Raw genomic sequence first — 14,160 nt, 5'->3', positions numbered from 1 at the left:
AGTACCTTAAAGTTTCCATCTGATTAAATATTTACAAATATTTAAAACAGAATCATTTCCATAGACCTTAATTTTGAATTTAAGCGATATTCTCCTTATTTTGCGATTCTTTATTAAACATACAAATGGCTTTAATTAATAACATTAGAAAAAGATCTGGATTAGCAGTTGGTATAATTGCAATGGCCCTGCTAAGTTTCATGGTCTTAGGCGATTTACTGAGCTCTAATTCCCGGTTATTTGGCGGCGACCAAAACGTAATTGGGGAAATTGCCGGCGAAAAAATTACTATTCAGGAGTTTGAAGAAGCTTTACAAGGCGTAAAACAAAACTACGCTGCCCAAACTGGCCGTCAGCCCGGCGAAGAAGAGTTAGCCTCTTTGCGGGAGCAAACCTGGAGCCAGCTTATCTTAAAAATAGCTTACAAAAAAGAGTTCGACCGTTTAGGCATAGAAGTTTCTGACGACGAATTGGTAGATATGGTGCAGGGTAATAATATTCACCCGGCCATAAAGCAAACTTTTGTTAACCAGCAAACCGGCCAGTTCGACCGTTCATTGGTAGTTAAATATCTGCGCGAAGATTTACCCAAAGCGCCCGCCGAACAACAAGCTGCCTGGTATAATTTCGAAAATAACCTGGCACCGGAGCGGCAGTTGGTTAAATACAATAACCTGGTTCGGTTATCGAGTTACATTACTACCGCCGAAGCCAAGCGTTACCAGGAAGAGCAAAACAACAAAGCCAATGTTAAATATTTGTTTGTACCTTTCTTCTCTATTCCGGATTCTACTATAAAAGTATCGGACAGCCAGCTACAGGCTTACCTCGATAAAAACAAAGAGCGCTACAAAGTAGAAGAAAACCGGAGCATAGAGTATGTAACTATTTCGGTGCAACCATCACGCGAAGACAGCGCTACTATCCAAAGTGATATAAACGCCTTGGCCCAACAATTTGCCGCCACCGAAAACGATTCTTTATTTGTAAAAGCCAACTCCGATACGCCGTATAACGGTACTTGGGCGAATGCTGGTTCTTTACCCGAAAAACTAAAAGGCCAGACCTTAGAAAAAGGTAAAATATTTGGCCCTTATACCGAAAACGGCAATTTTGTCATTCATAAAGTAACAGGTGTTAAAGATAATGGTGCCGCTTCTGTGCGGGCTAGCCACATTTTAATTAAACCCGAAAATAACACCCCTGAAGCAAAAGCAGCCGCCCGCACCAAAGCCGAAGGCATTTTGGCCCAGATTAAAGGTGGTGCCGATTTTGCCCAGATGGCGGCTCAGAATGGTCAGGATGGTACGGCTGCTACCGGCGGCGATTTAGGGTTTTTCTCGGAAGGAGCCATGGTGCCACCGTTCGAAAAAGCCGTATTTGGCGCTACCGGCGTTGGTTTGTTGCCTAACCTGGTAGAAACAGATTTTGGTTACCACATTATAAAAGTTACTTCGCCTAAAACAACCCGTAATTACCAGATTGCTACCATAACCCGGGCCGTTTCTTCTAGCGATGCTACCCGCGACGAAGCTTTCCGGCGCGCCGATGAATTAGCGGGAACGACCAAAAGCGTTGAAGATTTACGCAAACGCATTGCCCAAGATAAATCATTAATTAAAAACGAAGCCCGTAATATCCGGGTAAGTGACCGTGCTATAAATAACATGAGCAACGCCCGCGAATTGGTGCGTTGGGCTTTCAATAGCAAAACCGACGTGGGCGATGTTTCGCCGGTTTTTGAAATTGGAGATCAGTTTGTGGTGGCTGCGCTGGTAGGTAAAGCCGATAAAGGTTACTCCAAAGTAGCTGATATCCGCGAAGAACTTACAGCGGCTGTACGCAACGAAGAAAAAGCAAAAATAATTATTGATAAGCTAAGTAAGCTGCAAGGACCATTGGAGCAAGTAGCTACAAAATACGGTGCTCAGGCAACAGTACGTACTGCTAACGGCGTTACTTTAGCCTCTAATAACGTAGAAGGTCTAGGCTACGATCCTATTGCTACAGGTAAAATATTTGGTTTAAAGCCCGGCACGCGTTCTAAACCTTTCGAGGCTCAAACCGGCGTAGTAGTTGCTGAATTGCTGAACGTGGATAAAGTAAACTTTACTGGCGATATGTCGGGCGTGAAGCAGAATATGCAAGCCATGCGCTCGGGCCGGGCAGAAGGTAATACCTACCAACTTATCCGGGAGAAAGCTGATATTAAAGACGAACGGGTTAAATTCTTTTAATTAGCCTGTACGTTTTGGTAAAAAGAGCGGCTTCTGCAGAAGCCGCTCTTTTTGTTTTTAGCCGGTTACAATTTGCTGCCGGTAAAACTGAGCTATTGGCGATTGCCGGAAATCAGAATAAATTGGAAATAAAATTGCCTAAGTAGCTGGTTTGCCGTTACTAAAAGAACGAAAAATACGTTATATTGAGAAACCTTGTCCAAAACGGGTACCATTATTTACTTCTGCAGTGCTTACCGTTATCTTATGAAAATCTTCTCTGCTCTTAAAAATATATTACTTGGCGCTATGTTGTTGCTGCTGAGCCAGGGCGTTTGGGCCCAAGCCGATGAAGTTGCTTTGGCGCGGGAGTATTTCCGGAAGCAGGAATACGACAAGGCCCAGAGTGTATTTGAAAAACTAAGCCGCAACGACCAGGTATTTACCGTGGTTTACCCCGAATATTTGAAAACTTTATTAGCGTTGCGTCAGCATAAAGAGGCCGAAAAGCTCGTGAAAAAAGCGATTAAAAAAAGTCCGGAATTGATAGCTTACCAGATAGACTTGGGTTTGGTGTACCAGGCCGCCGGCAACGAAGATAACGCTGCCAAACATTTCAATAAACTGGTAGAAGCAGTCAATAGCAACAACTTAATAGCCATAGCCAATGCTTTTGAACAAAATAATATGCTGGAATACGCCGAAAAAACGTATTTGCGCGGGCGTAAACTCTCTAAAAACGAAACCGAATTTACCGGGCAATTAATGCAATTGTATGCGGTGCAGCGGCAATCTGATAAATTAATCGGCGAGATTTTAAACTTGGTTAAAGCTAATCCTAACCAATTGTTGCTGGCCCAGAATATGCTGCAAAATAGTTTAAAAGAAGAAAAAGAGTTTGATGTATTAGAAAAGGCCCTTATCTCTAACTTACAAAAATATCCCGACCAGGTAGCTTACAGCGAAATGCTTATTTGGTTATATACGCAGCGTAAAGATTTTTTTAGTGCCTTAATGCAGGCCCGCTCGCTCGATAAGCGCACCAAAGGTGGTGGCGGACGGGTAATGGAGCTGGGCGCTATCAGCCTTAAAAATAAAGATTACGAAAGCGCCATTGAAGCCTACGAATACGTTACAAAAGAATACCGGGGAGGGCCATATTATGAAATAGCCCGTGAACGGGCCATAAAATCGCGCGAAGAGCAGGTACGTAATACATTCCCCGTCGATTTAGATAAAATCCGGATGTTGGTGGTTGAGTACGATAAATTATTGAGCGAGCTGGGTAAAAGTGCCCGTACCGCTGAAATTATGAAAAACATGGCGGCTTTGTACGCGTTTTACCTCGATGACCGGGCTAAAGCCATGACCATGCTGGACGAAGTAATTAATACGCCGCGGGCTAGCCCGGATGTAGTAGCCGATGCGAAAATAACTTTAGGCGATATTTATTTGTTGCGGGGTGAGCCCTGGGAAGCGACCTTGCTTTACTCGCAGGTAGAAAAAACCCATAAAGAAATGCAGTTGGGCCACGAAGCCAAATTGCGCAATGCTAAATTAAGTTACTACAAAGGCGATTTTGAACTGGCGCAGGAGCACCTGGATATTTTAAAACTAGCCACCAGCCGCGAAATTGCCAACGATGCCATGGCGCTTAGCCTGCTCATTACCGACAATACCGGTTTAGACTCGTCTACTACGGCTTTGGCAGAATATGCGGCTACCGAATTGCTGATTTTCCAGAATAAGCAAGACCAGGCTATTGGCAAACTCGATAACATGTTGGTTAAATACCGTGGGCATAGCCTTACCGACGAAATTTATTTCCTGAAAGCCAACGTATTTTTAAAGCTCGGCGATTACCAGAAGGCCATTACTAACTTAACTTCTATTGTATCTAACCCGCAATACGATATTTTAAGCGACGATGCATTGTTTATGCTGGCCCGGATATACGAAGAGAACCTGAACGATAAAACCAAGGCGCAGGAACTCTACAATAGTTTACTGGTAAAATATCCCGGCAGCATTTTTACCGTAGATGCCCGCAAGCGTTTCCGCAAACTCCGCGGTGATGTAGTAAATTAATAATTTCTTATTCGGGTTTAGCCAGGATAATCTTAATTTTGCTTCAACAGATACGGGTGTTCTATAAAGTACCTTTCGTTCAGATACAAATCTAAATACATGTGGCCTAAAACCACCAGTGCGCCCTTTACCGGCATAAATATGCGCCAAGTGATGGGTGCCATGCTGGTATTATTATCGGCGGTTTGCTTTTCTTCTAAAGCCATTATTGTTAAGCTGGCTTACCGGTACCACGTAGATTCGGTATCGTTGCTTACCCTGCGCATGGCTTTTTCGGTACCGGTATTTCTGGTAGTGGGTTATTTGTCTAAGGCCGGTAACCGCGAGCAGCAATATAAAATTACTCCCCGCGATTATTTCTGGCTGGTGCTGATGGGGTTTGTGGGCTATTATTTATCGAGTTTATTTGATTTTTTGGGATTGCAATATGTTACGGCGGGTTTAGAGCGGCTGATTTTATTTATTTACCCTACCCTGGTCGTTGTGCTTTCAGCTATATTTTTAGGCAAACCTATTAGCCGCTCCCAGTTTATTGCGCTGGGCCTTACGTATGCCGGCGTTTTACTGGTATTGTTAGGCGATGTGCACACCGAGAGCCCGGCCAATATGCTAAAAGGGGGCTTACTAATATTTGCCAGTGCTGTTACCTATGCCACTTACCTGATGGGTAGCGGCCAGCTTATTCCTAAATTTGGTACAGTGCGTTTTACCTCTTACGCCATGACCCTGGCTGCCTTAGGCGTATTTGCTCATTATTTGGTAGCGGGGCAGCACCATTTGTTGCAATTGCCTACCCCGGTTTTTTTGTATAGTTTTTTAATGGCTATGGTGGCTACGGTAGCACCGGCTTATTTGCTTTCCGAAGGTATCCGGTTGGTAGGTGCCGGTAATGCGGCTATCATTGCCAGTATCGGGCCAATCTCTACTATTATTTTAGCGTATTTCTTTCTGGGTGAGCAGGTATCTTTTGTGCAGTTGGTTGGTACTGCAATTGTACTTACAGGTATTATTTTAATTACCCTCCGGAAAAGCTAAACTTTTATTTCAAGAAATAATCGGCTACTTCCTGCCAGTTATTTACGCGGGTATATTCCGTTACGTGCGCATTATGCGGGGCGGTAAATACCAGCGGTGTACCCTTAAAGCTTTTTAGGTTTCTTTCTAAATCGTCTATTAAGTAATCAGTGCAGATAATACTTTTATCACCGCAAAACACAATGTGGGTCCAGGGAACAAAAGGCAAATGATGTTTCAGCCAGTTAAATTTATCGGTAAAACAAAGCTCAAATTCCATGGCCGCCGTTACAATGTATACTTCGTAGCGTTCCTGCAGGCGCTTTACCACCTCCGCACAATCGTCTTTTATTTGAATATCTTTAAAAAAATATTCTTGGTGCGGGAATTGCCGTACGGCTTCTAAGCGGTCGGGAGGTACGGTATTCTGGATGCTGCGCCCGGGCAGGCGCAAATCCGATAAATCTTCGTTAAAAACTTCTTTGTACTGTTTTATAAACTGGCCAACGGTGTCGGTCATAACATCGTCCATGTCAATAGCTATACTTTTTTTAGCCATAATCTATTTTGGTAGGTTGGTAAGCCTTTACGTAAACCAATCTGTTCCCGATACAATTAGTATCATTTAATTTGGAGCGGCTAACAACGTTACAGTATCCTGAAAATGTATTTGGGAATATTAACCCCTAAATTTTCTTAACTTATTTTATGTGTACGGGCAAAGTAGTGAAGAACAACTAGGTTTTAATACCAGTAATTAATGGGCTGCTCTGCGTATTTATCGTTAAAAATAAGCATAACACCCTGGTACCTAACCCGTATTAAGGTTGCCATGGAAAAAGAAGAAATATTTTTAAGCGATTGGAAGCGTATTTTAATTGGCAATGCCCCGCTTACGTTTATGCTGGAAGTAGCCTTACGCACTTTAATTATTTACCTGGTGCTGGTAGTTATTATGCGGCTGATGGGTAAACGCATGAACGCCCAATTAACCATAACTGAATTAGCCATTATGATTATGTTGGGCGGTATTGTGTCTACGCCTATGCAGGTGCCGGAGCGTGGTTTGGTGCCGGGTATTATTATACTGGTGTGCGTTTTGTTTTTGCTCCGCGGCATTAACTGGCTGGCTTTTAAATATCGCCCGGTAGAATTAATAGTGCAGGGCGATGTGCTGGATTTGGTTAAGAATGGACAGTTGGTAAGAGAAAATATGGTTAAGTCCAGAATTTCCAGAGAACAGTTATTTGCCAACTTACGGTCGCAGCAAATAATGCATTTGGGCCAGGTTAAGCGGGTTTATTTAGAAGCCTGCGGTAAGTTTAGTGTTTTCCGACAGGCGCAGCCCCGGCCAGGTTTATCGGTTTTACCCGAGAAAGATGCGGCAATTCACCAGGCCGAACCACAAGATGGCCAACTGAATGCCTGTTTGCAGTGCGGCCATGTAGAGCCTAAAGCAAATACAGCTAACCAGATTTGCCCTAATTGTAGCTGTCCGGATTGGACTTACGCCGTTAAATAAATATCAACCAAAAGTACTTTTACACGGAAGCATGAAGCCGGAAGAAATAAACCTGAATGATTGGATGCGCATAATACTGGGCGAAGTACCGCCTAGCTTTTTACTGGAAGTAATTATTCGGGTAACATTTATATTTTTTCTGTTACTACTGGCTATGCGGCTGATGGGCAACCGAATGGGCACCATGCTTACGCGCAACGAGATGATTGCTTTGGTATCGTTAGCAGCAGCCAACGGCGTAGCTTTAGCCTCGCCGGACCGCGGCTTATTACCTGTTGTTATTATTGCCCTGATTGTGATAGCTTTTCAGCGGTTTATTTCCCGGCGCGCTACGCAAAATAAGAAATTTGAAAGTCTGGTGCTCGATGATATGAATACCTTGGTGAAAGACGGCTATATGTTGTTAGATCGCATGGAAAAAACCCGTTTAACCCGGGAACGGTTACTGGCCGAATTCCGGGGCGAAGGCATTGATAATTTAGGCAGAGTGCAAAGGGCTTACCTGGAGGCCAGCGGCGAATTTACCATTATTCAGTTTCCGGATACAAAAACCGGCTTATCGGTGCTGCCCGATTTTGACCAGGAATATAAGCAGGAACAGCAAAAAGCCGATGGCTGCTTTGCTTGTGCCAGTTGTGGTAACCTGACTAAAAACAACGCCAAACCCAATACACCCTGCGACCGTTGCCAGCACCAGGAGTGGGAAGAAGCCGTAGTGAGTTAAGCCACTGGTATTTAATTAAAATTATTCCTGAACTTTAAATATTACCGGGTAGATAGCTGCGCGCTGGTGCTACCCACTGCCCCCGCAGGTGTGGTTCCTTCCAGCATAATTTTTAAACCTTTTACCTGGTCGGCGTTGTAGAAACTTACCGTGGCTTTGCCGGTAGCATCGGTTTTTACGCTGGGGTTCCAGTAAACGGTGGCGCGTAAATCGGGTAAATTGTGAGCTTCCTGGGCAACATTGTACCGGGGCGCAAAAAAATCGCGTGCTTTGTAATACCCAACCATTTTGCCCGTAGTAGTGCCAGAACTAGGCCGCGAAGAAGTTATGCCGCCCCCTCGTTTGGTAAAAACTGCAATTACACCATTGCTGCCCCGCGAACCATAGATAGCAGCTGAAGGCCCTTTTAATATTTCAATGGTTTCTACATCCGTTGGGCTAATACTATTAATCAGGTCTACATCCACGGGCATCTCATCGAGTAAAAACAAGGGTTCGCCGCCACCTCTAATCGAAACCCGCATATCCATACCGCCGCCCATAACTTGTACCCCGGCTACCCGGCCCTGGATGGCTTGCAATACGCTGGAGTAGGTGGCATTTTGGTCGGTCATTTTAATTACGTTATCGGCGGCACCATAAATACGGGTTCTTTCGGGCGCTTCGAGCCGTTTAGCGGTTACCTGCACTTCTTTTAACACCCGTTCGCCGTTTTTAAACGTGTAAGTATCGTTTATTTTCTGTTGATTTTTCATTTTCTGGATGTAAGCAGCCGTTAATACAGAATTATTGTCGGCGGGAGGTACCGGGCTGAGAAATTGCAGGGGCGGTGCTTCAAATTTATCGAGGTTAACTGTGGTATTCAGTTTGCCTTTTTCGTTTTTGGCCTGCACAAAAAGTGTACGCACGCTGTCGAAGTCTAAACCGCCAACGGCAAAGCGGCCAGCCGCATCGGTTTGCGTCTGGATTATAAAACCTTGCCGGCCGGAGCTTACCAACAAAACCTCGGCGTTAGATAAAGGTTTATTTACCAGTAACCGGTTAACTTGGCCGCTAACAATAATGCCTTGTTCCGGAATAAATTTCAGGGCGGGGTAAGTTTCAGTTAAAACTTCTTTCCAGGCAAACCGCCGCCAGCCCTGCGTTAGCATTAAATTATCCAGGTCTTGCCAGGCATTGGTATTTTTCGGATCAAAATAATAAGCGGGTTGTTCAATATTGCCCGGCAGGTCTGAGCTGAGTAAAAGATACGTTAATAAGTTACCGCTTTCGTTTTTACCGGGTAAAGCTGCATCGGTAACGGCCAGCGAAAATTCGCCGGCTACCGGGGCACCGGTCGGATCGGTAGCGGTAATATTTAGTTGTACCTGCTCGCGGGCTTTATATTGGTTTTTATCTGGTTGAATACTTAAGTTTAAAGTTTGCTTAGGCCGGACAAAAATCAACCTTTCGTTCAGAGGCTCCTGCGTGGTTGCATCAAACAAGGTAAGCTGGGCAATACCTGGTCCGGGCACCTGACTGGCCGGGATCGGGAAAACTACATCTTTTTTACTTAGTTTTACGCTGGCCGTATAAAAAATAGCGCCGCGCATTTGGGCCACCAAAACCAAAGTTTTGGTACTAAGCGGTTGCGTTGCGGCTTGGGTAACTGCTACGCGTAAATCGCCGGATGCGAAATTAATTACCTGCATTACCAAACCACTTGGCTGTACCTCCGGGAAAGGAACTAATAAGCTACGCCCACTGGCGGTTTTAACGCGCGCGGTTAAGGTTTGTGCTTTATCGGGTATAAAAACAAAATGCCCCATACCCAAGTGGCTACTTTTAAAAGTGGTTAATTCTTTGCCGCTAGCATCCAGAACGCTACCAGATATATCTTCGCCGAGGCCAAACTGGTTCAGGGCTTTAAAGCCAATGCGGGTGGTTACGCCAGCTACAAGGTTTCCACCTTCCGGGAAAAACTGTACATCAAAATCTGGTTTTTGCGGTGTTGCATTTAGCTGCGCCGTTTTGGTCCGCGCCAACCGGGCTTTAATGGCGGGTGCGGTATAACTGCGGTCGTTGTAAATATTCAGGCTGCGCCGGAAAAAATAAGCATCCGGAAAATTACGCATCCAGTTGGTATAGGCTCGTAGCTGGTAGGTGCCGGTTTCTAAAGAATCGGAAAGCTCAAAGTCGCCGGCGGTGGTACCATTCTCTACTTTAAGCGTATGCTTGTTTACAATTACGCCATCCGGCGAAATAAGCTCGACGTATAAATTTTTGCTAATGGCGGTAGGGGTATGGTAAATGCCGTTTACCAAATAACCTTTAAACCAGATGTCTTCGCCGGCTACATAATCTTGCTTATCCAGGTGCACATAAACTTTTTCCGGGAATCGCATGTGAATATATTTTTCGAGTTTTTGGGTGATAGGGCTGGTAATTCCATCGTCGGTAAACCGGAAAGCTGCTAGAATAAAACCCGCTACCAACGCTAGGCTACCACATGCTATTACTGATACATTATACTTTTTTGCCTGGGCCATATAGGAGAAATAATGGGTTAGCCGCTGCTGCATAATATTGTACAGCACTGCCGTTAAATTTATTAATTTATTAGCAGGGTGGCTGCGTGTTTTACTTATTTATTGTGCTTTACCCAGCCTCGGCTTTTAGGCCTGGAACTCAATATTTCAAGACTATGGTATTCGTAAGAAATATTGCCTGGTAAGCTGATTTGCCAGATTATTATTGCTGATAAAATATCAACCTATAAAATATTAACCAGACCGGCGCAAGCGTAACATAAGCAATAGAAAAAGGCTGGGTAAACCTATCCAAAGGGCTTCGCTGCCTAACACGGCTAAACCTTCCGGACTAAAGAACCGGCCTATACCAATCGGCGAAACCTGAATGGGCCGGACCGGGAAAAAATAACGTTGGTTATGGAAAGGCGCAAAAAGAGCCACGCCTAAACCACCGTTGGTAAAAGCATCTAAAATAGCGTGCCCCGCCGTGGTTAAAAAGAAATAAATTACCAGCAACCACCACGCCCGGCTCCTGACTTTTACTTCTCTAAAGAATAACCAGGTAACCAGCAAGGCCAGCCCTAAAGCAAAAGCAAACGAGTGCGTTATACCTCGGTGCCCTAATACATGCTCGTAAGGAATGCCTAATTTAAAAGCCAGTACATCGGCATCGGGCAGTATTGCACAAGCCATGCCTAAAAGCCAGAAGCGTAGCGGCTGTTTTTTTACGGGTAAAACTTTGCCCAATGCTACTGCAGCCAGGGCGTGTCCGAAGGCGGAGGCCATATATAAATAATAATTAAATTTTACCCAAAAAATTACCGCTAAAACAAAGCAGGATAAGTTTTAAAACAGTTTGCTGCCCGGCTCCGGAAAGGCTTTTAGGCTGTTTCTGTAAGTCCCGAATAGTAGTTTAGCAGGTTTCGCGAAACATAATAATAAACTAGCTGCATCCCGACAACAAATATTTACAAATTAAGTAAATGTACTACTTTGCTCATCGTGCCCTAGCCTTTCCTGGGCCAAATATGCGGTTAGTTGCCTGGCCCCATTTACAAGAGCAATATAAATTATTTTACATTATTTAAACTGACCCCTTATTATTTTGATAAATATTTTATGGAGCAAGATGAAAAGCAACAAGTAGAAGCCGAAAATTATTATCGCGATGTATTGACCCTGCTTAACCAAAATAATTTACAATATTTGGTAGGCGGCGGCTTGGCCTTTCGTCAGTATTCCGGCATTGTGCGCGACTTAAAAGATTTGGATTTGTTTTGTAAAGCCGGCGAATACCCCCGTATTCTGAAACTCTTTTCGGAAAATGGTTATGAAACAGAACTTACCGACGTACGCTGGCTGGCCAAACTGTACCGCAACGGCATGTACATCGATTTAATATTTAATACCGTAAATAATATTTGCTCAGTAGACGATAGTTGGTTCGATAACGCCGTGGCCGGGGAAGCTTACGGTGTGCCCGTGCGCTTTATTCCGGCCGAGGAATTGCTGTGGTGTAAAGTTTACGTGCAAAACCGGGAACGCTACGATGGAGCCGATGTAAATCATATTATTTTGCGCTACGGCCATCAGTTAGACTGGAAACGCATTTGGTCGCGGCTAGAGCAGCACTGGCACTTGCTGCTGGCGCAGGTTTTATTGTTTCAGTTTGTGTACCCCACCGAGCGCGATATTATACCCAAATGGTTATTCGATCAGTTAATAGAACTGGCCAAAACACAATACGATATGCCATTGCCAATTGAGAAAGTGTGCCTGGGACCTATTATAGACCAAACGCAGTACCGCACCGATATTACCGATTGGGAGTATAAAGTAATTACCATCAAGACAATCTAACATTATGGAAATAATTGAAGGCGGAAACCAGCCCAAAAAGATCCGGATTGCCGCAGTGGGCGATATTCATGTAAAAGAGAACGACCACGGCAAATGGACTGATTATTTTAAGAATGTATCGCGCGAGGCCGATATTTTAGTTTTAGCTGGTGACTTAACCGATACCGGCCATTTAAACGAAGCCGAAATATTAAAAGAAGAACTAAAAGCCTGTGCTATACCCATTGTAGCGGTATTGGGCAACCACGATTTTGAACGTGATCAGCAGAAAACCATTAAAAAAATGCTTGAAAGCGATCAGGTTCATATTTTGGATGGCGAAGCCGTAGTTATAAATAATGTTGGTTTTGCGGGCATTAAAGGTTTTGGTGGTGGTTTTGGGCGGTATATGCTTTCTATGTTTGGTGAGCAAATGTTTAAATCTTTTGTGCAGGAAGCCGTAGACGAAGCCCTGAAGCTAGACCGGGCCCTGGCCCACCTGGAAAACCACTACGACGAGGATATGAAGAAAGTAGTAGTTATGCATTACGCGCCCATACAAGAAACCATTGAAGGCGAACCTCACGAAATCTGGCCTTTTATGGGTTCGTCGCGGTTGGTAGAGCCTATAAACCGGCGAAAAGTAGAAGCGGTTTTTCATGGACATGCGCACGTGGGTACGTTAGAAGGCAAAACCTCAGCCGGGGTAAAAGTTTACAATGTAGCTAAGCCCATTTTGCAGAAAGTGCATCAGTTGCAGCACTATATTTTTGAAGTGTGAGCTTTAAAAATAAATACCGGCAAAGATGACTACTTTATAGGAAGAACGCAGACTTAATAATTTCTTAAAGGGCATGTTAAAAGTTGCCGGTAAGGTAGTTTAAAAAAGAAAAGGCGGGAAATATTCCCGCCCCTTGCTTATATATGTGGTATGAAATCAATTGCCGCTGATTGCGTGCTGCATCATTTGGGTTTGCACATCAATACCCAAACCCATCGCTACACCTATGCCTAGAGAAATATCGGCTCTAAAGAAATGACACAATTGACGGTTAATAATTAAAGCCCGTTTTTCGCCGCTGATGCCGCTCATGGCGCCTACAATATTTTTAACCGTGGCTTTCTTTTCGTCTTCGGTCATTAATCTAAATAAATCGCCGGGTTGGGTGTAATGGTCGTTTTCGCCTTCGCCGTTTCTATCGAACCAACCCGAAATAGACGTGCCTAAATCCTGCGCCGGTTCTTTGTATTTCTCGTCGGGGTAAATGCCATCGAAGCTGTTCGGGAAATAATTGGGCGCACTGCCGCCGTTGCCGTCGTAGCGCATGGCGCCATCGCGCTGGTAATTATTAACGGCGTACGGGCAGCGATTTACCGGTAATTGCTCGTAGTTGGCACCAATCCGGTGGCGTTGCGCATCGGGGTACGATAAAATGCGGCCTTGCAACATGCGGTCCGGCGAATAACCAATGCCATCTACCACGTGGGCCGGGGCAAAAGCCGATTGCTCTACATCGGCAAAATAATTATTCGGAATGCGGTTCAGTTCCAGAATACCCACATCAATCAGCGGATAATCTTTCTGCGACCAAACTTTGGTTAAGTCAAACGGATTCCATTTATAGGTTTTCGATTCTTCTTCCGTCATGACTTGGATTTTTAACGCCCACTGCGGGTAATCGCCGCGGTCGATGGCTTCTACTAAATCGCGCTGCGCAAAATCCGGGTCGATGCCTTTCATTTTGCCGGCTTCTTCGTCCGAGAAATTCTTAATGCCCTGCAAAGTTTTAAAATGAAATTTCACGAAGAAACGCTCGTTTTCGGCGTTAATAAACGAGAAGGTATGCGAGCCGAAACCGTGCATGTGGCGGTAACCGTAAGGCGTGCCGCGGTCGCTCATTAATATCATTACCTGGTGCAAGCTTTCGGGGTTCAGGCTCCAGAAATCCCACATCATGGTTGCGCTTTTGGTATGCGTGCGCGGGTCGCGTTTTTGGGTATGAATAAAATCGGGGAATTTCTTGGGGTCTTTAATAAAGAATACCGGCGTGTTGTTGCCTACTAAATCCCAGTTGCCGTCTTCGGTATAAAACTTAATCGCAGAGCCGCGCGGGTCGCGTTCGGTATCGGCCGAGCCATTTTCGCCGCCAACCGTAGAAAAGCGCAGGAATAAAGGTGTTTCTTTGCCAATTTGGTTAAATATTTTGGCACGGGTATATTTGGTAATATCGTGGGTAACCGTGAATT

The 14,160-nt window shown here is 44.6% G+C and carries 11 protein-coding genes; 7 read left to right on the top strand and 4 right to left on the bottom strand.

Features of this window, described 5'->3' with window-relative positions:
- Window positions 1–125 precede the first annotated feature (125 nt).
- From ACO1R6_RS10390 to ACO1R6_RS10380, 3 genes are all read left to right on the top strand, one after another.
- Window positions 126–2,237: a peptidylprolyl isomerase gene (locus ACO1R6_RS10390; protein ID WP_486264507.1), complete on the top strand. Its 2,112-nt coding sequence runs from the start codon at window positions 126–128 to the stop codon at window positions 2,235–2,237.
- Between the two features lie 246 nt (window positions 2,238–2,483).
- Window positions 2,484–4,304, top strand: a complete 1,821-nt coding sequence (locus ACO1R6_RS10385) for a tetratricopeptide repeat protein (protein WP_486264505.1) — start codon at window positions 2,484–2,486, stop codon at window positions 4,302–4,304.
- Window positions 4,305–4,403: 99 nt separating this feature from the next.
- Window positions 4,404–5,339 (top strand): DMT family transporter, encoded by a 936-nt coding sequence (locus tag ACO1R6_RS10380; RefSeq protein ID WP_486264503.1) that lies wholly within the window; start codon window positions 4,404–4,406, stop codon window positions 5,337–5,339.
- 4 nt (window positions 5,340–5,343) lie between these two features.
- On the opposite strand, the gene ACO1R6_RS10375 is transcribed toward ACO1R6_RS10380, so the two are convergent.
- Window positions 5,344–5,877, bottom strand: coding sequence for a 5' nucleotidase, NT5C type (locus tag ACO1R6_RS10375; RefSeq protein WP_486264502.1), 534 nt, complete (start codon window positions 5,875–5,877; stop codon window positions 5,344–5,346).
- 273 nt (window positions 5,878–6,150) lie between these two features.
- On the opposite strand from ACO1R6_RS10375, the gene ACO1R6_RS10370 reads away from it, so the two are divergent.
- The gene (locus tag ACO1R6_RS10370) at window positions 6,151–6,840 is read left to right on the top strand and encodes a DUF421 domain-containing protein (protein WP_486264501.1); all 690 of its coding nucleotides are present in this window, start codon (window positions 6,151–6,153) and stop codon (window positions 6,838–6,840) included.
- A gap of 31 nt (window positions 6,841–6,871) precedes the next feature.
- Window positions 6,872–7,564: a DUF421 domain-containing protein gene (locus ACO1R6_RS10365; protein ID WP_486264499.1), complete on the top strand. Its 693-nt coding sequence runs from the start codon at window positions 6,872–6,874 to the stop codon at window positions 7,562–7,564.
- Window positions 7,565–7,605: 41 nt separating this feature from the next.
- On the opposite strand, the gene ACO1R6_RS10360 is transcribed toward ACO1R6_RS10365, so the two are convergent.
- Window positions 7,606–10,140: a TonB-dependent receptor plug domain-containing protein gene (locus ACO1R6_RS10360; protein WP_486264498.1), complete on the bottom strand. Its 2,535-nt coding sequence runs from the start codon at window positions 10,138–10,140 to the stop codon at window positions 7,606–7,608.
- A gap of 186 nt (window positions 10,141–10,326) precedes the next feature.
- Window positions 10,327–10,860: a metal-dependent hydrolase gene (locus ACO1R6_RS10355; protein ID WP_486264497.1), complete on the bottom strand. Its 534-nt coding sequence runs from the start codon at window positions 10,858–10,860 to the stop codon at window positions 10,327–10,329.
- 333 nt (window positions 10,861–11,193) lie between these two features.
- Here ACO1R6_RS10355 and ACO1R6_RS10350 point away from each other — a divergent pair, with 333 nt between their 5' ends.
- Together ACO1R6_RS10350 and ACO1R6_RS10345 are read left to right on the top strand one after the other, a co-directional pair.
- Window positions 11,194–11,934 carry a nucleotidyltransferase gene (locus ACO1R6_RS10350; RefSeq protein ID WP_486264495.1) on the top strand — a complete coding sequence of 247 codons (741 nt, stop codon included), beginning with the start codon at window positions 11,194–11,196 and terminating at the stop codon, window positions 11,932–11,934.
- A gap of 4 nt (window positions 11,935–11,938) precedes the next feature.
- Window positions 11,939–12,694 (top strand): metallophosphoesterase family protein, encoded by a 756-nt coding sequence (locus ACO1R6_RS10345; protein ID WP_486264493.1) that lies wholly within the window; start codon window positions 11,939–11,941, stop codon window positions 12,692–12,694.
- Between the two features lie 156 nt (window positions 12,695–12,850).
- On the opposite strand, the gene ACO1R6_RS10340 is transcribed toward ACO1R6_RS10345, so the two are convergent.
- A partial coding sequence (locus ACO1R6_RS10340; protein WP_486264492.1) for a catalase occupies window positions 12,851–14,160 on the bottom strand: 1,310 nt, incomplete at its 5' end.

This window comes from Adhaeribacter sp. (assembly GCF_057359045.1).
This window is presented reverse-complemented; position numbering and strand designations above follow the sequence as displayed.

What these genes read in the sequence shown, in the direction of transcription:
- ACO1R6_RS10365 (WP_486264499.1), top strand. Translation starts at nt 6,872, where the DNA reads ATGAAGCCGGAAGAAATAAACCTGAATGATTGGATGCGCATAATACTG.
- ACO1R6_RS10380 (WP_486264503.1), top strand. Translation starts at nt 4,404, where the DNA reads ATGTGGCCTAAAACCACCAGTGCGCCCTTTACCGGCATAAATATGCGC.
- ACO1R6_RS10390 (WP_486264507.1), top strand. Translation starts at nt 126, where the DNA reads ATGGCTTTAATTAATAACATTAGAAAAAGATCTGGATTAGCAGTTGGT.
- ACO1R6_RS10350 (WP_486264495.1), top strand. Translation starts at nt 11,194, where the DNA reads ATGGAGCAAGATGAAAAGCAACAAGTAGAAGCCGAAAATTATTATCGC.
- ACO1R6_RS10370 (WP_486264501.1), top strand. Translation starts at nt 6,151, where the DNA reads ATGGAAAAAGAAGAAATATTTTTAAGCGATTGGAAGCGTATTTTAATT.
- ACO1R6_RS10385 (WP_486264505.1), top strand. Translation starts at nt 2,484, where the DNA reads ATGAAAATCTTCTCTGCTCTTAAAAATATATTACTTGGCGCTATGTTG.
- ACO1R6_RS10355 (WP_486264497.1), bottom strand. Translation starts at nt 10,860, where the DNA reads ATGGCCTCCGCCTTCGGACACGCCCTGGCTGCAGTAGCATTGGGCAAA.
- ACO1R6_RS10345 (WP_486264493.1), top strand. Translation starts at nt 11,939, where the DNA reads ATGGAAATAATTGAAGGCGGAAACCAGCCCAAAAAGATCCGGATTGCC.
- ACO1R6_RS10375 (WP_486264502.1), bottom strand. Translation starts at nt 5,877, where the DNA reads ATGGCTAAAAAAAGTATAGCTATTGACATGGACGATGTTATGACCGAC.